Origin of the sequence: Mesorhizobium sp. M5C.F.Ca.IN.020.29.1.1 (assembly GCF_003997375.1) — a bacterium.
Classification (GTDB): Bacteria; Pseudomonadota; Alphaproteobacteria; order Rhizobiales; family Rhizobiaceae; genus Mesorhizobium; species Mesorhizobium wenxiniae.
Genome location: NZ_RZSW01000059.1, coordinates 1 through 18,315, shown reverse-complemented (window position 1 = coordinate 18,315; position 18,315 = coordinate 1). Strand labels below are relative to the sequence as shown.

23 protein-coding genes are annotated in these 18,315 nt (G+C 62.7%); 13 read left to right on the top strand and 10 right to left on the bottom strand.

From position 1 onward, the window contains the following. Positions 1-145 (bottom strand): phosphoribosylaminoimidazolesuccinocarboxamide synthase (locus EOA85_RS07715; RefSeq protein WP_281033715.1); only part of this gene is annotated, 145 nt, incomplete at its 3' end. A 278-nt stretch (positions 146-423) separates the two neighbouring features. Between EOA85_RS07715 and EOA85_RS07710 the strand changes: the two genes are divergently transcribed. Beyond that, a complete protein-coding gene (locus EOA85_RS07710; RefSeq protein WP_029353671.1) occupies positions 424-744 on the top strand; it encodes a DUF1476 domain-containing protein in 321 nt (106 codons plus the stop codon). 209 nt (positions 745-953) lie between these two features. Beyond that, complete coding sequence (locus EOA85_RS07705) at positions 954-1,727, top strand: HpcH/HpaI aldolase/citrate lyase family protein (RefSeq protein ID WP_127208953.1); 774 nt, start codon at positions 954-956, stop codon at positions 1,725-1,727. Here EOA85_RS07705 and EOA85_RS07700 read toward each other — a convergent pair. Next, complete coding sequence (locus tag EOA85_RS07700; RefSeq protein ID WP_127208956.1) at positions 1,724-2,272, bottom strand: alpha/beta hydrolase; 549 nt, start codon at positions 2,270-2,272, stop codon at positions 1,724-1,726. The two genes, EOA85_RS07705 and EOA85_RS07700, sit on opposite strands and share 4 nt — an antisense overlap. A gap of 248 nt (positions 2,273-2,520) precedes the next feature. Here EOA85_RS07700 and EOA85_RS07695 point away from each other — a divergent pair, with 248 nt between their 5' ends. Then, on the top strand, positions 2,521-3,333 hold the full coding sequence (locus EOA85_RS07695) for a VOC family protein (RefSeq protein ID WP_127208952.1): 813 nt from the start codon (positions 2,521-2,523) through the stop codon (positions 3,331-3,333). Between the two features lie 16 nt (positions 3,334-3,349). Here the strand turns inward: EOA85_RS07695 and EOA85_RS07690 are convergent, their stop codons facing one another. From EOA85_RS07690 to EOA85_RS07675, 4 genes are read right to left on the bottom strand one after another with little or no spacing between them, the layout of a single operon-like run. Then, positions 3,350-3,922 carry an alpha/beta hydrolase gene (locus tag EOA85_RS07690; RefSeq protein ID WP_127208951.1) on the bottom strand — a complete coding sequence of 191 codons (573 nt, stop codon included), beginning with the start codon at positions 3,920-3,922 and terminating at the stop codon, positions 3,350-3,352. After that, positions 3,922-5,232, bottom strand: coding sequence for an adenylosuccinate lyase (gene purB / locus EOA85_RS07685; protein ID WP_127208950.1), 1,311 nt, complete (start codon positions 5,230-5,232; stop codon positions 3,922-3,924). The genes EOA85_RS07690 and purB overlap by 1 nt, the downstream gene beginning before the upstream one ends. A gap of 59 nt (positions 5,233-5,291) precedes the next feature. After that, positions 5,292-5,807, bottom strand: a complete 516-nt coding sequence (locus tag EOA85_RS07680) for a hypothetical protein (protein WP_127208949.1) — start codon at positions 5,805-5,807, stop codon at positions 5,292-5,294. After that, entirely contained in the window at positions 5,804-6,529 is a 726-nt protein-coding gene (locus tag EOA85_RS07675; protein WP_127208948.1) for a DUF2259 domain-containing protein, read from the bottom strand. The genes EOA85_RS07680 and EOA85_RS07675 overlap by 4 nt, the downstream gene beginning before the upstream one ends. 140 nt (positions 6,530-6,669) lie before the next feature. On the opposite strand from EOA85_RS07675, the gene EOA85_RS07670 reads away from it, so the two are divergent. After that, on the top strand, positions 6,670-6,924 hold the full coding sequence (locus tag EOA85_RS07670) for a DUF2171 domain-containing protein (protein WP_127208947.1): 255 nt from the start codon (positions 6,670-6,672) through the stop codon (positions 6,922-6,924). Positions 6,925-6,961: 37 nt separating this feature from the next. Here EOA85_RS07670 and EOA85_RS07665 read toward each other — a convergent pair whose 3' ends face one another. Further along, on the bottom strand, positions 6,962-7,981 hold the full coding sequence (locus EOA85_RS07665; protein WP_127208955.1) for a P1 family peptidase: 1,020 nt from the start codon (positions 7,979-7,981) through the stop codon (positions 6,962-6,964). After that, positions 7,981-9,066, bottom strand: a complete 1,086-nt coding sequence (locus EOA85_RS07660; RefSeq protein WP_127208946.1) for a branched-chain amino acid ABC transporter substrate-binding protein — start codon at positions 9,064-9,066, stop codon at positions 7,981-7,983. Before EOA85_RS07660 ends, EOA85_RS07665 begins: the two co-directional genes overlap by 1 nt. Before the next feature lie 189 nt (positions 9,067-9,255). Here EOA85_RS07660 and EOA85_RS07655 point away from each other — a divergent pair, with 189 nt between their 5' ends. From EOA85_RS07655 to EOA85_RS07625, 7 genes are all read left to right on the top strand, one after another. Further along, positions 9,256-9,750 carry a flavin reductase gene (locus EOA85_RS07655; protein ID WP_065008149.1) on the top strand — a complete coding sequence of 165 codons (495 nt, stop codon included), beginning with the start codon at positions 9,256-9,258 and terminating at the stop codon, positions 9,748-9,750. 32 nt (positions 9,751-9,782) lie between these two features. Beyond that, the gene (locus EOA85_RS07650; protein WP_127208945.1) at positions 9,783-10,712 is read left to right on the top strand and encodes a MoxR family ATPase; all 930 of its coding nucleotides are present in this window, start codon (positions 9,783-9,785) and stop codon (positions 10,710-10,712) included. Between the two features lie 4 nt (positions 10,713-10,716). After that, complete coding sequence (locus tag EOA85_RS07645; protein ID WP_127208944.1) at positions 10,717-11,955, top strand: VWA domain-containing protein; 1,239 nt, start codon at positions 10,717-10,719, stop codon at positions 11,953-11,955. Between the two features lie 40 nt (positions 11,956-11,995). Next, a complete protein-coding gene (locus tag EOA85_RS07640; protein WP_065008152.1) occupies positions 11,996-12,334 on the top strand; it encodes an XdhC family protein in 339 nt (112 codons plus the stop codon). Positions 12,335-12,401: 67 nt separating this feature from the next. Continuing rightward, a complete protein-coding gene (locus tag EOA85_RS07635) occupies positions 12,402-13,139 on the top strand; it encodes an XdhC family protein (protein ID WP_127208943.1) in 738 nt (245 codons plus the stop codon). A gap of 66 nt (positions 13,140-13,205) precedes the next feature. Then, positions 13,206-14,816: a molybdopterin-binding/glycosyltransferase family 2 protein gene (locus EOA85_RS07630; RefSeq protein ID WP_127208942.1), complete on the top strand. Its 1,611-nt coding sequence runs from the start codon at positions 13,206-13,208 to the stop codon at positions 14,814-14,816. A gap of 31 nt (positions 14,817-14,847) precedes the next feature. Further along, entirely contained in the window at positions 14,848-15,729 is an 882-nt protein-coding gene (locus EOA85_RS07625) for an alpha/beta hydrolase (protein WP_206523257.1), read from the top strand. Between the two features lie 76 nt (positions 15,730-15,805). Here EOA85_RS07625 and EOA85_RS07620 read toward each other — a convergent pair whose 3' ends face one another. After that, positions 15,806-16,855 carry a DUF1176 domain-containing protein gene (locus EOA85_RS07620; protein ID WP_127208941.1) on the bottom strand — a complete coding sequence of 350 codons (1,050 nt, stop codon included), beginning with the start codon at positions 16,853-16,855 and terminating at the stop codon, positions 15,806-15,808. A 122-nt stretch (positions 16,856-16,977) separates the two neighbouring features. Here EOA85_RS07620 and EOA85_RS07615 point away from each other — a divergent pair, with 122 nt between their 5' ends. Next, on the top strand, positions 16,978-17,484 hold the full coding sequence (locus EOA85_RS07615; RefSeq protein ID WP_065008156.1) for a DUF1993 family protein: 507 nt from the start codon (positions 16,978-16,980) through the stop codon (positions 17,482-17,484). A gap of 35 nt (positions 17,485-17,519) precedes the next feature. Here the strand turns inward: EOA85_RS07615 and EOA85_RS07610 are convergent, their stop codons facing one another. Continuing rightward, the gene (locus tag EOA85_RS07610; RefSeq protein WP_023798224.1) at positions 17,520-17,684 is read right to left on the bottom strand and encodes a hypothetical protein; all 165 of its coding nucleotides are present in this window, start codon (positions 17,682-17,684) and stop codon (positions 17,520-17,522) included. Positions 17,685-18,064: 380 nt separating this feature from the next. On the opposite strand from EOA85_RS07610, the gene EOA85_RS07605 reads away from it, so the two are divergent. Continuing rightward, the coding region (locus tag EOA85_RS07605) for an aldo/keto reductase (RefSeq protein WP_206523256.1) at positions 18,065-18,315 on the top strand (251 nt) is incomplete at its 3' end.

Genomic DNA, 18,315 nt, shown 5'->3' with positions numbered 1-18,315 from the left:
GCACGCCCTTGCCGTCGACCACCTCATGTTTCTTCTTGTTGAAAGCGGTCGCGTCGTCCTTGAAGAACTGGATCAGTGTTCCCGGCTCAGGGCCCTCATAGAGGATCTTGGCCTTGCCTTCATAAATGCGGCGGCGATTTTTCATCTGATCTTTTCTCTGGATTTCCGGGCAGGCGGCAAGCGGCCAGTTCCTGTCCGTCTGCCTAAATTAGTGCGGCAACGGTAGGGGTTCAATGCCGGTGTCTATCCCAATCGCACTGTTTGCTCAATCGGCAAATCCTTTCAATCAACCGCTTTCGGGAATGAAATGCCGCAGCGCAGCAAGTGACATACCATATTGACCGGCCCGCGGGCTTTTGGTTTGTGCTGCGGCAATACACATATTCCAACTGCCAACGAATCGGATTTGACCGGAGGGATGCCATGAGCAGCATGAAAGATCGCGAGGAGGGCTTCGAGCGCAAGTTCGCAATCGACGAGGAGCTCCGGTTCAAGGCCGCGGCCCGCCGCAACAAGGCGCTCGGCTTGTGGGCCGCCGAAAAGCTCGGCAAGGCCGGGGACGACGCCGAAGCCTATGCCAAGCAGGTGGTCCTCGCCGACATCGAGGAAGCCGGCGATCACGACGTGTTCCGCAAGATACGCAAGGATTTCGACGAGGCCGGGGTCGTCCAGTCGGACCATCAGATTCGCCGCACCATGGACGATCTGATGGCGCAGGCGATCGAGCAGATCAAGAACACCTGATCCTTGCTCTGAGCCAATCGATACGCTGGACCAATCGACCGCCCTGTCTCTCCGGGCGGTTTTTCTTTGCCTTTGCAGCTGTTTCCGGCTGAACTGCATTAGAGCGACATGCATCCATTCGGACGCACAAAGTACGCTCTCAAACTTTGACTCCTCGCGTCGGGCTTGGCGATTTTGGGCCGATGCGAGAGCGATTAAGGAAGGCGCCCATGTCCCTCAAGTCACGCCTTGCGGCCGATGAAACGTTGTGCACCGCATGGTCCGGCGTGCCTGATGCCCTGACGGTCGAGATTCTTGCCAGACAAGGTTTCGATGCCGTCACCCTCGATATGCAGCATGGCGGACATCACGAGGACAGCGTGCTGCGCGGCCTTGGGCCGGTGCTGGCCGCCAACAAACCGGCGCTGGTGCGCATTCCGGTCGGCCGCTTCGACATGGCCAGCCGCGCGCTCGATTTCGGCGCCGAGGCGGTGATTGCGCCGATGGTGAATTCGGTGGCGGACGCGCGGCTGTTTGCCGCCGCCATGAAGTATCCGCCACTCGGCGAGCGCTCCTGGGGCCCGACTTATGCCTTTCCGCGTCATGGCAGGGGCGACTATGCCGACTGGCTGCGCGACAGCAACGAGCGCACCATGGCCTTCGCCATGGTCGAAACGCGCGCCGCCCTCGATGCGCTCGACGGCATCCTCGACACGCCGGGTATCGATGGCATCTTCCTCGGCCCATCGGACTTCTCGATTGCCTGGTCGAACGGCGCCACCGTCAACTCGACGCTCGAAAGCATGCTGGAAACCGTCGCCTCGATCGCCGAGCGGACACGCAAGGCAGGCAAGTATGCCGCGATTTACGTCGTCGAGCCGGGCATCGCCGGCCGTGTTGTGTCGATGGGCTACCGGCTGCTGGCCATGGGCTCCGAGCATGCGTTGATCGGTCTGGGGGCAAAGACCCTGCTGAAGAGCGTGAGGGACTCGATCGGGCCCTAAAGATCCGTCAGGAACTTGGCAAAGGTCATCGATCCTTCGGGCCACGGCCCGAAGCCGGAATCGGCATTGAGGTGGCCGGCATCGCCAGCATCGATGAACAGTGAGCCCCAGGCGCCGGCAATGTCCTCGGCCACCTCGAAGGTGCAGAACGGGTCGTTGCGGCTGGCGATCACCACCGAAGGAAATGCCAGCGGCTCGCGCGGATAGGGACCGAAGGTCATCAGGTGCCTGGGTTTTATCCTAGGATTGGCGACGTCGGGCGGCGCCACGAAGAAGGCTCCGGCGACCCGGCGCTGGAACTGCGACATTGCCTGAACGACGGCGGCGACGCCCAGCGAATGCGCGACGATAACGACCGGCCGTTCAGCCTCGTTGACCGCCTTCGCCACGCTCGCCGTCCAGTCTTCGCGCACCGGCTTCGACCATTCCGCCTGCTCGACGCGGCGCGCCGTCGACAATTTCGACTGCCAGCGGCTCTGCCAATGGTCGGGGCCGGAATTGGTGTAGCCCGGCACGATGAGAATGTCTGCATCCCTGACTTTCATGGCGCGGATGTAGCGAGCGACACGGTTTCGTGCAACCGCGATTATCGGGCGATTGCCCACAATTGTGAACACCATGTTCGCTTCTTGCCGCCTTGTGTGAACGATCGCGATCGACGATCTGTCGTCAGGAAAAGAAACAGCCGTGTAAGGAAACCAGGATTTTGGGACTGACACGACGTACAATGATCGGTGGCACAGGGGCCCTGGCTTTGGGGATCTCGTCGAGGGCCGCCCTAACGGAGATTTTGATGAGCAAACTGCCTTTTGCCGCCACGACCCCGGTCAGCGTTGCCCGCGTCGGGTTGCGCGCGCGAAATGCCGAAAGCCTGGCCGCTTACTATCGCAACGCCGTCGGTCTGCGGGAACTGAGCCGCGCCGGCGGCGCGATCACGCTCGGCGCCGCCAATCGTCCCTTGCTCGACATTGAGGCGGATGCAGCGGCGAACCCCGACGATCCGCGCAGCGCCGGCCTCTTCCACACGGCTTTCCTGCTGCCCAGCCGGGCTGATCTCGGTCGCTGGATCAATCATGCCATCGCCAACAAGATCGACATCGAAGGCGCGTCGGACCATCTGGTCAGCGAGGCGCTTTACCTGACCGACCCTGAAGGCAACGGTATCGAAATCTATGCCGACCGCCGCCATGAGGACTGGAAATGGAATGGCGACAAGGTGGCGATGGCGACCGAACGGATGAATATCCCCTCTGTCGTCGCAGAAGTGCCGGCCGGCGATGCCGGCTGGCAGGGCATGCCGGACAACAGCATCATCGGCCACGTCCACCTGCGCGTCGGTCGGCCGGAAGCTGCTGAGACGTGGTGGCACCAGGAGTTCGGCTTCGATACGGTGGCGAAATATGGCGGTGCGGCGGTGTTCCTGTCGTCAGGCGGCTACCACCACCACATCGGCGCCAATGCGTGGCAGAGCGCCGGCGCCGGTCGTCGCGATCCGTCCCGGTCCGGCCTGGCCTGGGTCGAAATGCGTTCGGACAACGTGACCGATGCAACGACCCGCGAGGATCCATGGGGCACGGTGATCAGGACCGTTCCCGGCAAGGCCTGAGCGTTTCGGAAGCCTGTTAGAGCCGGGCCTTTTCCAGCAGGCGGCCGAGCATGAGCAGGCCCGCCGGCCAAAGGCCGAGGTGGGTCTCGTTTCCCATATGGCCGAGATCGCCGGCATCGGCGAGGTCCGCGCCCCAGGCAGCGGCGAAGGCCGTTGCCTGGTCGAAGGTGACGCGCGGATCGGTGCGGCTTGCCACCACCAAGGTCGGAAATGGCAAGCGTTTCAGCGGCATCGGCGCAAATGCACGAACAAGGTCGAAGGAAGGATCAGGATTCTCGACATTGGTTGCGGCAACCAGCAATGCGCCCGCAACCTTGTTGAGTTGGCTTTCGCTGGCGCCAGCCGCCCACTTCACTGCCGTCGCCACCGCCAGCGAGTGCGCAAGCAGCACCACGCGCCGAGGTGCTGCGGCAATCGCGGCGTCGATGCGGCCAATCCAGTCCTCAGGGTTGGGCCTGTCCCATTCGGCCTGCAGCACTCGACTCGAATTGGGGAACGCCCGGCACCAATGCGACATCCAGTGATCTGGCCCGGAATTGCCGCGGCCCGGCAGGGCGAGAAAGTCGAAATCTCCGGCCGCCGAAATCATCACGCTTCCCCGAACACACGCTTGAAGATCGTCTCGACATACTTGGTATGATAGCCGAGGTCGAATTTTTCACGAATCTCGGCTTCGGGCAAGGCTGCGGTGACCTCTTTGTCAGCCAAAAGTTCGTCAAGGAAATCAGCACCTTGCTGCTCCCACACTTTCATGGCGTTTCTCTGCACCAGCCGGTAGGCGTCCTCACGGCTGACACCGGCCTGGGTCAGCGCCAGTAGCACACGCTGCGAATGCACGAGACCGCGGAACTTTTTCATGTTCTTCAGCATGTTGTCGGGATAGACAAGCAATCTGTCGATGACACTGGTCAGCCGCGACAGCGCAAAATCGAGCGTCACGGTCGCATCCGGGCCGATCATGCGCTCGACCGACGAATGCGAGATATCGCGCTCGTGCCAGAGCGCCACGTTCTCCATCGCCGGTAGCGCGAAGGAACGCACCATGCGCGCAAGCCCGGTGAGGTTTTCGGTAAGCACCGGGTTACGTTTGTGCGGCATCGCCGACGAGCCTTTCTGTCCGGGCGAAAAATACTCTTCCGCCTCCAGCACCTCGGTGCGCTGCAGATGGCGGATCTCGACCGCCAGCCGTTCGATCGACGATGCGATGACACCGAGTGTCGCGAAGAACATCGCGTGGCGGTCGCGCGGGATCACCTGCGTCGACACCGGCTCCGGCTTCAATCCGAGTTTCTTCGCCACATGCTCTTCGACATAGGGATCGATGTTGGCGAAAGTGCCGACAGCACCTGATATGGCGCACGTCGCAATATCCTCACGCGCGTGCGCCAGCCGCTCGCGGCAGCGCGAGAATTCGGCATAGGCCTGCGCCAGCTTGACGCCGAAGGTGGTCGGCTCGGCATGGATGCCGTGGCTGCGGCCGATGGTGATTGTGTCCTTGTGTTCGAAAGCGCGACGCTTGAGCGCCGCAAGCAGGCCGTCGATGTCGGCCAGAAGGATGTCGCTGGCGCGGGTGAGCTGCACGGCAAAGCAGGTGTCGAGAACGTCCGAGGAGGTCATGCCCTGGTGGATGAAGCGGGCATCCGGCCCGACAAATTCACTAAGATGAGTGAGGAAGGCGATGACGTCGTGCTTGGTGACACGCTCGATCTCGTCGATGGCATCGACGTCGAACTTCGCGGCACCGCCCTTTTCCCAGATGGTTTTGGCGGCCTCCTTCGGGATGACGCCGAGCTCGGCCAGTGCATCGCAAGCGTAGGCCTCAATCTCGAACCAGATGCGGAATCGGGTTTCGGGCGACCAGATGGCCACCATTTCCGGCCGGGAGTAGCGAGGGATCATCCGTCAGTCCTGACTTGCGAGGGCGTTCGCCCGCGTCCTAACAGAGGCAGACAAAATCCTCAACGCTGCTGCGGCGCAAACCAGATGCTGGCGAGAGCCAGCGCGGTGAAACCGAGCGGAAAATAAAGCCGGATGCCCAAAACGATGAATTGATAGAACGCCGTCGCCATTGTGTGCACGAACTGGATGGACCAGGCGATGGTCAGTGCAGGTTCATGCCACTGGGCATAGTAGGAACGGTATTGCAGCGCAAAGAGCCCACCAGTGAAGCCGATCGTGGCGGCAAGAAGGCAGACAAACGCGGCCGCCAAGGCAACTTGCCAATGCCGTCCGAGCGAGACGAGCCGCGCCAGGAACAGGCCCACCGGAAAGGCGAGCGCACCGCCGGCCGCATAGAGCAGCGAGACGAAGCGGATCTTTGCCGGGGTCTCCCAGTCGTCCAACAGCAGATTGACAAGCGCGCTGGCGCCCATCGCTGCGGCCCACAGCAGGGCGCCGCAAACCGCGACGCCCGGCGATGGCAAAGCGTTGCGGATACGATCCAGGCGGTTGTGTAAGGCGGGGAGCGGCGTCACAGCCGGCCGGTCACCGCGATCCAGCGATAGTCCGGCCCTTCGAAGCCGTATTGGCGCACCGCGATCAGCACGGCATAGGCGCTGAGGCTTTGCAAGGAAAATGTCTGCACAGCGCCGATCCGATAGCCGTTCGGGCAGCCTCTGCTTTTGGGGATCGACTTGTCCTCGTGTAGAAGCTCAGTCTTGCCGCCGTCTTTCGCTTCGATGCGCAGCAAGCGAAAGCCGTTGATCTCGCCCAGGCTCTGGCAGTTTTCGGTATCGTTCATACCGATCTCGTCGAGCCGGAACTCGAGCGGATCATCGACCGGCGAAAAGATCGGCCGCGGGTTGACTACCATGCGGAACGGATCGGCCGAAAGTTCGGTCACCGGGTTGAAGCCGGCGGTGATGCCGCGATTCGCGGTCAATTCCGCCTGCTTGATAATGGCTTCGCCTTTCTGCCGGGCTGCAAGGCGCGCTGCGTCAAGCGTTGCGTTCTCGTCGTCAAGCCGCACTCTGATCGGTGTGCCCTTAAGAAAACTGTCGTCGGCTGTGTTGATGTAATAGCGATTGGCATAGGGAAATCCCGATCCGTCCTGGACGCCATACTCCTCGAAGGCGAAGGCGCCGCCATCACTAGTAAAGCCAAGGATTTCAAGCTCGGCGACATCGCCGGCTTGCGCGTCGAGCGAAGTTGCAAACTGGGCGAGGAGGGAAACGGCAAACAGGACAAGGATTTGCATAGGATTTCCGTTTGAGCAGCCAGCGTTGTTTCGATCACTATCACGACGTCGTCAAAACGTCGCGCCTTTGAGAGACAAGCCGATGCATCCAATCGCGTTCTCATTTGTTTATGTCGGCAGCTTCAAATGGAGAACCCACAATGACCGATGCAGCCAGCATTCGCGAACATATGGAAGTGATCGGCGCCGACGGCGTCCATGTCGGCACCGTCGACAAAGTTGAGGGACAACGAATCAAGCTGACCAAGCGCGACAGCGGCGAGGGCGCTCACAGGGGGCATCACCACTATATTCCGCTCAGCCTCGTAGCCGAAGTCGAGGGCCAGAAAGTGCGGCTGTCGGCAAATTCGGATGTTGCGGTCACATTCGAGGAGGAAAAATCCGACCCCACCTGATCACTTCATTTGATTACGGTCCATTTGATTACGGCATTCAGCGCGACGACCAGACCGGAAACAGGTCGCCGTCGGCTGGCGTCGCGGCAAAGACGCCACGGCTGATGGCGCGCGCCATGGTGGCGCCGGCCGCGGCGTAAAGCTCGATGGCGTCGTTGGGCGCGAGCTCGATGCCGCTCTTGCCGGTCGCCAGCGCGAAAACCAGATCGCCGTCGGCCGGCGTGTGTGTTGGCCAAATGGCGCGCACGAAGCCGTCATGCGCTGATATCGCCAGACGTTTGGCGGCGGCCTTGGTGAGGACGGCGTCCGTGGCGATGACGGCGATGGTCGTGTTGCCGCCGACCTCCGTCCGTTTCTCGATATGCTTGTCGCGAAACTTCAGCAGGATCGTTTTGGCGTCCTCCGGCATAGGCGAGGGATAACCAAGCCCGCCGAACTCGCCGCCGATCTCGAAGGGCGCCGCCCAGAAGTGGCGGGTTTGGGCGATCGTCACCGAGCCGGTCGGATTGACGGCGGCGAGCGCACCGATGGTGACGCCGCTGTCGAGCACCGTCGAGGCCGAGCCGAGGCCGCCCTTGAGGCCGGAACTCAACGCACCGGTGCCCGCTCCGACCGTGCCCAGCGCAAAGTCGAGGCCGACAGCCTGTGCCGCCTCATAGCCGAGATCGCGGTAGGGCGGATAGCGGCCCCAATCCTTGTCGCCGCCATTGCGCAGGTCGAACAGGATCGCCGCCGGCACGATCGGCACGCGAAAGCCGCCGACCTCGACACCGATGCCCCTTTCACGCAGTGCCGCCTGTACGCCGGAGGCGGCGTCGAGACCGAAGGCCGAACCACCCGAAAGCACCACAGCATGGATCGCCTCGATCGAATTGTGCGGCTCGAGCAGGTCGGTCTCGCGGGTGCCCGGCGCACCACCCAGGATCTGGACACCGGCCACCGCAGGTACGTCGCAGACGATGGTGGTCACCCCGGACCTCAGCCTCACATCGGAAGCGTTGCCGACGCGCAGGCCGGCGACATCGGTGATGAGATTGCGCGAACCTGTGCGAAACATCATTTGGCCTCCGCCGGCGCGAAATTTGCGCCGTTGAAACGGAAGACCCGATAGAGGTTTTCGGTCAAGTCGCCCTTGCCGTCAAAGCGGATCGGTCCGATCGCGGTGCTGAAGTCGCGCGCGGTGAGCGCATCGGACAATGGCTTGTTGGAGGTTTCCGCCAGGGCCGTCGCCGCCTCGGCGATCTCGACCGCCGCATAGGCCGGCAGCATGTAACCCTCCGGCACGATCTTTTGCGCGGCAAAGCTGTCGAGCACCTTGGGGGCGGCGACATCATCCCATTCGGGCGGTGCGATCATCAGCGTGCCCGTGGCATAAGGCACGTCGCCGGGCGGGGTGCGCAGCGCTTCGCCGCCGGCAAAGGTGATGCCGGCATCGAGCTGGCCGGCGTCGCGGCCCATGATGGCGATGTCTTCGCCGTCGCCGCCGGCGAAAACATGCGTTGCGCCGGCTTTCCTCAGCCGACCGACCAGCCCGATCTGGTTGTCGAGTTGCGGCCGGAATGTGTCGACGAACACCGGTTTCAGCGCCGCCTGCTCGGCTGCCGCCCGAAGCGTCTCGGCGATTTCGCGGCCGTAAATCGTGCCGTCGTCGACGATGGCGAACAGTTCGTTCTGCCATCGGCGGGTCAGATTGGAGGCGACGGCGTTGCGCTCGTCATCGCCGCGCGGCCCAAGCCGAAAGATCGGCCAACCGGTCTTGGCGCGCCGGTCGGTCAGACTTTCGGTGCGCACGCCGACGGTGATGACCGGTATGTTGGCGTCCTTCAGGATCGGCAGTGCCGCCTCGATCGCCTCGGTGCAGAGGAAGCCGACGACCGCGCCGACTTTCGCCGCAACGAATTCTCTCGCTGCGGCAGCCCCACCATCGGCCGTACATGCGTCATCGACAACCTTGAGCTGGGCATCGTTCGCCTCCGCTGCCAGGCCAGCACCCGCCTCGATCTGCCTGCCGAGGATCGCCGAGGGCCCCGACAGTGGTGCTGCGACACCGACCAGCAGCGTCTCAGCGTTCGCATCGCCGGCGAGAGACAGCCAGGCCAGCACCGCTATTGTCGTTGTCGTGCCTATTGTCAGGGGTCGCATGCGTGCGAAGAATTCCTCCGCGCCGGTCGCGTGTTGCCGGCGCCACTTCCTGCCAAGACCTAAAGGCTGGTCAGCTTTCACGCAACACGCGAAATTCAGGATGCATGTCAACCACTTCGCTTGTGGCATGCAATATGCCGCCATATATAACGGTGGGTTCACCTCGCTTCAAACCAATGGAAATCGCCGGTGCTGAAGAAGAACGACATAGGGCCGCAGGCCTATCGCGACGCGATGAGCCATTTTGCCGGCCACGTCCATGTGGTTACCACCGATGGCCCCGCCGGCCGGCGCGGTGCGACCGTCATTGCAGCCTGTTCGGTCTCGGACACGCCGCCGACCATCCTGGTTTGTCTCAATCGCGAAAATCCCAAGAACGAGCCGTTCGTGAAGAACGGCAAGTTCGCCTTGAACACGCTGGCTTCGGACCAGGAGGCGCTGTCGGTCGGTTTTTCCGGTCTCACCGGCCTGCCTGTCGAGGAACGTTTCGCGTTGGGCGATTGGGACGTGATCTCGACCGGTGCGCCGACGCTGAAGGGCGCGCTCGCCGTGTTCGACTGTGAACTGATCGACACCAAGGATCTGGCCACCCACCGTGTGCTTTTTGGCAAGGTGACAGGCCTGCGCACCGGCGATAATTTGCGGCCGCTGATCTATCACGACCGCGGCTATCACGCTCTGTAGAGGCTCTGGATGGCTGCACCCACGGAGAGAGAATGACCGAGTTGAAATCGCGCCCCACGCCGGCGACGATCGACGAGACGCTCGATCTGCTGACCGGCGCGGACTATGTGGCGGACCGGTCTTTGGCGACCGTCCTGTTCTTATCGCTGCGCATGAGGCGGCCGCTGTTTCTCGAGGGCGAGGCCGGCGTCGGCAAGACCGAGATCGCCAAGGTGCTGGCGCAAGCGCTTGGCCGCCGGCTGATCCGCCTGCAATGCTATGAAGGCCTGGACGTCTCCTCCGCCGTCTACGAGTGGAATTACGCCGCGCAGATGATCGAGATCCGCATGGAGGAGGCGGCCGGCAAGGTCGACCGCTCCGACATGGAGCGTAACGTTTTTTCCGAAAAGTACCTGATCCGCCGCCCGGTGCTCGACGCGCTGACCGGCAAGGCGGGGGGCGCCCCGGTCTTCCTGATCGACGAGCTAGACCGCACTGACGAGGCCTTCGAGGCGTTCCTGCTCGAAATCCTCTCCGACTTCCAGGTGACTGTTCCCGAACTCGGCACGATCAAGGCGGAGGAGCCGCCGATCGTCATCATCACCACCAACCGTACCCGCGAGATCCACGACGCGCTGAAGCGGCGCTGCCTCTATCACTGGGTCGATTATCCGAATGCCGAGCGCGAACTGGAGATCGTGCGTAGGAAAGTACCGCAGGCCAACAGCCGGCTGTCGGCAGAGGTGGTTTCGTTCATCCAGAAGCTGCGCCAGATCGAGTTGTTCAAGGTGCCGGGGGTTGCCGAGACCATCGACTGGGCCGGCGCGCTGACCGAACTCGACAAGGTGGCGCTCGACCCGGAAACCGTTTCTGACACGATCGGCGTGCTGTTGAAATACCAGGACGACATTGCCCGTATAGAACAGGGCGAAGGCCGGCGCATCCTCAACGAGGTGAAGGCCGAGCTTTCGGCGGCGGAGTAGGGCGATGGCAACGCCGCGTCGCGAACCGAAAGAGGCGAGGCCGGACGGGCGGATCCCCGACAACATCGTGTATTTCGCCCGCACCTTGCGCAAGGCCGGCATGCGGGTCGGCCCGGCCTCGGTCAAGGACGCGATCGAGGCGGTGCTGGCCGCCGGCATCGGTTCCCGCGACGATTTCTACTGGACGCTGCACGCTGTCCTCGTCTCGCGGCACGAGGACCACCCAACCTTTGACGAGACGTTCCGGCTGTTCTGGAAATCGCACGAACTGATCGAAAAGATGCTGGCGATTTTTTCTCCGGTGGCGCCTGATATGAGAGAGAAGCAGAAGCCGCGCGCTGCGGAAAACCGCGTCAGCCAGGCAATGTTCGAGGGCCACCAGAAGAACCAGCCGGCGCAAGATATCCCCGAGATCGAGGTCGACGCCCGCTTCACATGTTCCGGCAACGAGGTGCTGAGGGGCAAGGACTTTGCCCAGATGAACGCCGCCGAGATGGCCGACGCCAAGAAGGCGATTACCGCATTGCGGCTGCCCTTCGATATGGTCAGGACACGGCGTTTCAAATCCGACGCGCATGGCCGACGTATCGATCCGCGCGCCATGATGCGCTCGGCCGCGCGGACAGGCGGCGAACTGATCCTGCCAAGATTCCGGTCACCGCGCGAGGTTCACCCGCCGCTGGTCGTGCTTGCCGATATTTCCGGCTCGATGAGCCAGTACACGCGCATCTTTCTGCATTTCCTGCATGCGCTGACCGAAAAGCGCCGACGCGTGCATGCCTTTGTCTTCGGCACCAGGCTGACAAATCTGACGCGGCAGATGCGCCATCGCGATCCTGACGCAGCACTCGCCGATTGCTCGGCTGCGGTGATGGACTGGTCGGGCGGCACCCGTATCGGCGATACGCTGGCCGAATTCAACCGGCTGTGGTCGCGGCGCGTGCTGGGCCAGGGCGCGGTGGTGCTGCTGATCACCGACGGGCTGGAGCGCGACGACATCGCCGGCCTGTCGGAGGAAATGGAGCGCCTGCACAAATCCTGCCGGCGGTTGATCTGGCTGAACCCGCTGCTGCGCTTCGACGGTTTCGAGGCCCGTGCCCGCGGTGTCAAGGCGATGCTGCCGCATGTCGACGAGTTCCGCTCGGTACACAATCTCGATGCGCTCGCTGATCTCTGCGAGTCGCTGGACAAGAATTCGACGCGCTTGGTGGACCCACGCAGATGGATTGAAGGTGGCGCGTGAAGCGCCGCATAGCCATATGTTTTCTCCGGGAGAAACGGTGATGGAAAATAGTATCTATCTCGATGAGGCCCGCGATCCCCTGATCATCGCCGAAGGCTGGATGAAGGACGGCAAGGATGTCGCCATTGCCACCGTGGTCGAAACCTGGGGCTCGGCGCCGCGTCCCGTCGGCAGCCATCTTGTCATAGACGCGGAAGGCAATTTCCACGGCTCCGTCTCTGGCGGCTGCGTCGAAGGCGCGGTGGTCACCGAGGCAATCGATGTCATCGACAGCGGCAAGGCAAAGATGCTGGAGTTCGGTGTCGCCGATGAGACCGCCTGGCAGGTTGGCTTGTCCTGCGGAGGCCGCATCAAAGTCTATGTCGAGCGGTTGGGTTAGAAGCATGATCCCGCAAAGTGGGAACCGGTTTGCGGACAAGAATCATGCTTAAACAAGAGATATTCCGATGGATCCTTATGCGCTGAAGACGCTGAACGCCGAACGCCGCGCCCGCCGCGCGGCGATCCTGGTCACCGATCTCGGCGACGGCCGCGACCGCATCGTGCGCGAGGGCGACCAGGTCGCCGGCGATCTGGGCGCTGCGATCGCCAAGGCGTTTCGATCAGGCAGTTCCGGGTCGGTCGAGGCGGAGGGGCGAACTTTCTTCCTCAACGCCTATCTGCCGCAGCCGCGCCTGTTGGTGATCGGCGCCGTTCATATCAGCCAGGCACTGGCCCCGATGGCCAAGATCGCCGGCTTTCCCGTCGAGATCGTCGATCCGCGCACGGCCTTTGCCACCGCAGGCCGCTTTCCCGATGTCGCGCTGCATGCCGAATGGCCCGAGGATGTTCTGAAGCGCCAGCCGCTCGACAGCTATACGGCGTTGGCAGCCGTCACCCATGACCCGAAGATCGATGACTTCGCGCTGAAGGCGGCGCTCGACGCCAACTGCTTCTATGTCGGGGCGCTCGGCAGCCGCAAGACCCATGCGAAGCGCGTCGAGCGCCTGCTGGCATTGGGCGCGACCGCCGACCAGATCGCCCGCATCCACGCGCCGATCGGCCTCGACATCGGCGCAGCGAGCCCGGCCGAGATCGCCGTCGCGGTGCTGGCGCAGGCGATCCAGGCCTTTCGCTCGCGTGGCCTCGAAGCCTCCGCATCGGCCCAAAGATCGGAATCGATTTTGGAGAAGCACGATGCGTAGATTCAAAGTAGGTGAGCGTCCTTTGCGCGTCCAAGAGGACGCGCGGCGCTCTACGGACGCGGCGGCGTGAAATTCGGCCCGATCCCGATCGACACGGCCGAGGGCGCGGTGCTGGCGCATGCCACCACGGTCGGAGAACGGCGCTTCCGCAAGGCGCATCGGCTGAGCGCCGATGATGTATCTTTGCTCAAGGCGGCAGGGATTTCGAAGGTTGTCGCGGCTGTTCTTGCTCCCGACGATTTGAGCGAGGACGCTGCCGCCGAAAAGATCGCCGAGAGCATGATCCATCGCAACATCGAGGCCAAGCCCGCCGCGACCGGCCGGGTCAACCTGCACGCCGAGGCGGGCGGCATCTTCACTGTCGACGCGGCGATGATCGACGCCATCAACGCCGTCGACCCGACCATCACCATCGCCACGCTGGCGCAGCACGCACCAGTCGAAAAGGGCCAGATGGTGGCGACCGTGAAGATCATTCCCTTCGCGGTCGACTCCGTGCTGGTCGATGCGGTGGCAAGGATCTGCGCCGGCAGCGAGATCTTCGCCGTCAATGCCTATCAGCCGGTGCGTGTCGGTGTCATCCAGACGGTTCTGCCCGGTATCAAGCCGAACGTGCTCGACAAGACGTTGCGTGTCACCGAAGCCCGCCTGGCGCGCTCGGGCGGCCGGCTGACGGCGGAGCGCCGCACGCCGCATGAAGTTGGTCCCGTTGCGGAAGCTGCGGCCTCGCTGGCGCGCGACAACGACATGGTGGTGATCTTCGGCGCTTCGGCGATGAGCGATTTTGGCGACGTCGTCCCGGCGGCGATCGAGAAGGCCGGCGGCATCGTCGTCCGCGCCGGCATGCCGGTCGATCCCGGTAATCTGCTGGTGCTCGGCACACTTGGCGGCAAGCACGTCATCGGTGCGCCCGGCTGCGCGCGCAGCCCCAAGGAGAACGGCTTCGACTGGGTTCTCGACAGGTTGATTGCCGGTCTCGACGTGACGGCCAAGGATATTGCCGGCATGGGTGTCGGCGGCCTGTTGATGGAAATCCCGACGCGGCCTCAGCCGCGCGAGCCACTGCCGGCCAGGGCCGAGTTGAAAGTCGATGTCGTGCTGCTGGCCGCCGGTCGCTCCAGCCGCATGGGCGGCCCGAACAAGCTGCTGGCGCTGTTCGACGGCAAGCCGCTGGTGCGCCGCACCGCCGAGCGCGCGCTCGGTTCGAAAGCTTCGGGCATCATCGTTGTCACCGGCCATCAGCGCGAACGCGTACACGCCGCATTGTCGGGCCTGGATGTGACCTTCGCCGGTAATCCGGATTTCACCGAGGGCCTGTCTTCGTCGCTGAAGGCCGGCATCGCCCGGGTTGCCGGCGATGCCGCCGGCGCCATGATCATGCTCGGCGACATGCCTGGCGTCTCGTCGGCCGACCTCGACAGGCTGATTGACGCATTCCGCAAGTCCGAGGGCCAATCGGTCGTACGCGCCTCGCATGAGGGTAAGCGAGGCAACCCGGTGCTGCTGCCGCGATCGCTGTTTGCGGCGATCGCTCATCTCGAAGGCGATACCGGCGCGCGCCATCTGGTCGAGGCCGAGGGGCTCGATGTCGTCGATGTCGAGATCGGCAAGGCGGCTTCGATAGACGTCGACACCCGCGAGGCGCTGGAAGGCGCCGGCGGCGTGCTGCAGGATTGACAAACCGAAGCCGAAAAACGATGCCTTTGGCATGGCTTTCCGTTTACCCCTTCTGATCGCGACGTTTCTTTTGTTTTCGGGTTTGGCGCATGGCCAAACGCTGCCGCTAAAGCCCTTCAAGGATGATCTGTTTGCCTATCCGGGCACGCTCTCATCCGAGAACAACGGCGCGTATACAGTCGTCGACTATCGCGAGCTGCGCGACATCAACGCCCGCGACAAAGTGCCGGAGCGCCGCGCGCAGGCGCAGTATGTCGACACCGGTGTGCGTAACGTGCAGCGGGATCTGTCGCTGAAGACCGATGCCGGAAATATCCGCCACGTCGGCGTCGGCCGCACGCAAGGCGCCGGCATCATCGTGCTCTATCTGCACGGGCAGGGCGGCAGCCGCAAGCAGGGCGTTGACGACTTCACCTTTGGCGGCAATTTTAACCGCATCAAGAACCTGATGGCCGGCAATGGTGGCCTCTATCTCTCACCGGACTTTTCCGATTTCGGCGACACCGGGGCGGCCCAGATCGCCGCGCTGATCGGCCATTATGCCCAGCAGTCGCCGGGCGCGAAGATCTTCGTTGCCTGCGGCTCGATGGGCGGCGCACTGTGCTGGAAGCTTGCTGCCCGCAAGGATACGGGCGGCCGCATCGACGGGTTGCTGCTGCTCGGTTCGCTGTGGGATGAAAGTTTCTTCTCGAGCCCGGGCTTTAAGCGCCGTGTCCCGGTCTTCTTCGGCCACGGCAGTAAGGATCCGGTATTTCCGGTGGCAAAACAGGAAGCCTTCTTCCGTTCGATCCTGGCCAAATCGAAAACCTATCCGGCCCGCTTTGTTCGTTTCGAGACCGGCACGCACGGCACGCCGATCCGCATGACCGACTGGCGCGGCACGCTCAATTGGATGCTGTCGAAGGCGCCCTAATGCATGTCGCCGAAAAGTGTGTAGCGGTTTTGGGGCAACGACATGCATCAAGAAAAAACTTGAAGCGCGCCGCGCTTCAAGGCGCGGTGTTGTAGTCCACCACCGTCTGCGGGTTGATCTCGCCGTCGTAGGAGGCGTCGACATCGTACTGCACCAGCGAGAAATTGCCGTTGCGAAAAAGATATGTCCCGGCTGATGAGGCATCGCCGACGCCGCGCCACTTGTTGAGGGAAGAGATCGTCTTGGTGGCGTCGTCAAATTCGGAATTGACCAACTGGTCGTCGGTCTGGAAGCCGGTGACGTTGATCGCCTCGACCTTGCCTTCGCTATCGTTGTTCTCATAGTGGATATCGAGTTCCGGCGAGGCGAACTGCAGCTGCCGGACGCCGGATACCTCGTCGTAGATATAGTAGACGGCACTCTCATTGTAGGCAGCCATCGAACAGAAGAAGCGGAACAGCCGCGTCTCGCGTTCGGGCTCGTCGGCCGCGGCGCCCGCATCCTTGTAGCGGAGCGAGTAGGCGTCCGGCTCTCCCAAAGGCTCGCCGCCAGGCAACTGCTTGTCGCATTGTTCGCCATAGGTGGCCGCAAACGCCTCCTTGGCCTGCTCCAGCGCCGCATCCTTCTTCGGCGGCGGCTGCCCGTCGCCGCAGCTTTCCGGCACAGCATTGTCGAAATCGGCCTTCGCCGGTTTCAGCGCGCCCTTGTCGATGAAGATCGGGCGAAATGGCGGTTCCTGGATCGAGGCGTTGACTTGGCGCAGCGTGTAGCAGCCGGCAAAGACATTTTCGCTGCCGTCCTTAGCTGTCGCCCGGATGGCGACCGGAACGCTGTAATAGATGCTGCCGGCAGCACCGTCTTCGGACACGGCACCGGTTTTGACTTCGACGGCGTTGGTGCCGTCATAGCCCTTTACGAAGGCGTCGAAATCCTTGGCCGGCTTGGTGTCGCCGAAATAATCCCAGGCGCGCGCGAATTCTTGCCGGTTGATGGCGCTGTAGAGCGAGCGGATGACCGCTTCGGCGTCCGACCTGTCGTCGACATAGGGCGCATCGGCGGCGAGCACTCGCTGGCCTGACACGGTAAAGGAGAAAAAGGCGGTCGCTGCGAAAAGGGCGCTTCTCATCGGGAACCTCCACCTGATGCGAAATCCTATCATACCGATTGCGGCGACGTGGTGACGCTTGAAGAATCGCCCGCGGAGGCGTTAGGTCCCGCCGTCGGCGTCCCGCCGGACAGGAGAATCACGTGACCATATCGATGTACGAAGCGGCCGTGCCGGTGTTTTCGGCCAGGTTGAAGGCGCTATCCAACGTGCTGGATATCGCCGAGCAGAATGCGCTTGACCGCAAGATCGACCCGCAGGTGTTTTTGACGTCGAGGCTGGCGCCGGACATGTACGCGTTGACCAGGCAGGTACAGATCGCCACCGACCACGCCAAGGGCGCGCCATCGCGGCTTGCCGGCCGCGAGGTGCCCAAATACGAAGACAACGAGGCGAGCTTTGCCGATCTCCAGGCGCGCATCGCCAAGACCGTCGACCATCTGGCGACATTCTCGGCTGCCGATATGGACGGCTCGGATGACAGGGTGCTCGAGCTGAAGCTTGGCCAGCGCGAATTCTCGATGACGGGCATGCAGTATCTGCTGCATCTCGCCATGCCCAATTTCTATTTCCACGTGACCACCGCCTACGACATCCTGCGCCACAATGGCGTGCCGTTAAGCAAGGCGACTTTCATGGGGTCGCGTTGAGAATGGCGGTCGAGCCGGAATGTCGTGCGATCTGACTAGCGTGAGGACATTTCGCGGGCGACGCGCGGGAAGTCGGCTGGTTTGATGCCGATATCCGCACGGTCGGCATTGCTCATCGAATGAAGCAGCGCCAGCGCCGCGCGGTAGCGCAGATGTTCCTGCGGACGCGGACGGGCGAACATTTCAGTGAGGAAACCCATGATTCAAGCCCCTGGTTGGTCCTCCCTGAGTCCCAAATATAGTCAAATCATGACAATTGTGCAGTGCAGCATTTGCATGGCAGCTATGCCGCACCGAATTTCTTGACCACAATCGACTTCGCCGGTGAAACTCCCGGCGCGGGCTGACCGTATAGCTGAATGCCGGCACAGGGCCGGTTTTTCCTCGCCATTCCTGGCGGAATTCCGGACTGCATGAAAGTCCAGTCCGGCTTTTTACCTACTTGCGCCTTGCGTTCACTGGATCTCGCGGAAAAGTGCTAGCCGATTTGCGGCGGGCTTGGAGACAGCCCGCGCCTTCCTGTATGCTGCGGCTTCCTCCCCGCGCAGCCGCGCAAAGAATTCCCGCCGGAGAAAGTTCCATGCACAAGCGCCGCCTCGGTCGGACCGATCTTCTTGTTTCCCAGATCTGCTTGGGTTCGATGACCTGGGGCCAGCAGAACACCGAAGCGGATGGCCACGCCCAGATGGACTTGGCCTTTTCGCGCGGCGTCAACTTCATCGACACCGCCGAGCTCTACCCGATCCCGCCCAAGGCGGAGACGCAGGGCTGGACCGAGAAGATCATCGGCAGCTGGTTGAAAGCGAAGCGCAATCGCGATCAAGTGATCCT

Bases quoted from the DNA above. Each gene is read 5' to 3' on its own strand.
- EOA85_RS07710 (WP_029353671.1), top strand. From the start codon at position 424: ATGAGCAGCATGAAAGATCGCGAGGAGGGCTTCGAGCGCAAGTTCGCA.
- EOA85_RS07705 (WP_127208953.1), top strand. From the start codon at position 954: ATGTCCCTCAAGTCACGCCTTGCGGCCGATGAAACGTTGTGCACCGCA.
- EOA85_RS07700 (WP_127208956.1), bottom strand. From the start codon at position 2,272: ATGAAAGTCAGGGATGCAGACATTCTCATCGTGCCGGGCTACACCAAT.
- EOA85_RS07695 (WP_127208952.1), top strand. From the start codon at position 2,521: ATGAGCAAACTGCCTTTTGCCGCCACGACCCCGGTCAGCGTTGCCCGC.
- EOA85_RS07690 (WP_127208951.1), bottom strand. From the start codon at position 3,922: ATGATTTCGGCGGCCGGAGATTTCGACTTTCTCGCCCTGCCGGGCCGC.
- purB (WP_127208950.1), bottom strand. From the start codon at position 5,232: ATGATCCCTCGCTACTCCCGGCCGGAAATGGTGGCCATCTGGTCGCCC.
- EOA85_RS07675 (WP_127208948.1), bottom strand. From the start codon at position 6,529: ATGCAAATCCTTGTCCTGTTTGCCGTTTCCCTCCTCGCCCAGTTTGCA.
- EOA85_RS07670 (WP_127208947.1), top strand. From the start codon at position 6,670: ATGACCGATGCAGCCAGCATTCGCGAACATATGGAAGTGATCGGCGCC.
- EOA85_RS07665 (WP_127208955.1), bottom strand. From the start codon at position 7,981: ATGTTTCGCACAGGTTCGCGCAATCTCATCACCGATGTCGCCGGCCTG.
- EOA85_RS07660 (WP_127208946.1), bottom strand. From the start codon at position 9,066: ATGCGACCCCTGACAATAGGCACGACAACGACAATAGCGGTGCTGGCC.
- EOA85_RS07650 (WP_127208945.1), top strand. From the start codon at position 9,783: ATGACCGAGTTGAAATCGCGCCCCACGCCGGCGACGATCGACGAGACG.
- EOA85_RS07645 (WP_127208944.1), top strand. From the start codon at position 10,717: ATGGCAACGCCGCGTCGCGAACCGAAAGAGGCGAGGCCGGACGGGCGG.
- EOA85_RS07640 (WP_065008152.1), top strand. From the start codon at position 11,996: ATGGAAAATAGTATCTATCTCGATGAGGCCCGCGATCCCCTGATCATC.
- EOA85_RS07635 (WP_127208943.1), top strand. From the start codon at position 12,402: ATGGATCCTTATGCGCTGAAGACGCTGAACGCCGAACGCCGCGCCCGC.
- EOA85_RS07625 (WP_206523257.1), top strand. From the start codon at position 14,848: ATGGCTTTCCGTTTACCCCTTCTGATCGCGACGTTTCTTTTGTTTTCG.
- EOA85_RS07620 (WP_127208941.1), bottom strand. From the start codon at position 16,855: ATGAGAAGCGCCCTTTTCGCAGCGACCGCCTTTTTCTCCTTTACCGTG.
- EOA85_RS07610 (WP_023798224.1), bottom strand. From the start codon at position 17,684: ATGGGTTTCCTCACTGAAATGTTCGCCCGTCCGCGTCCGCAGGAACAT.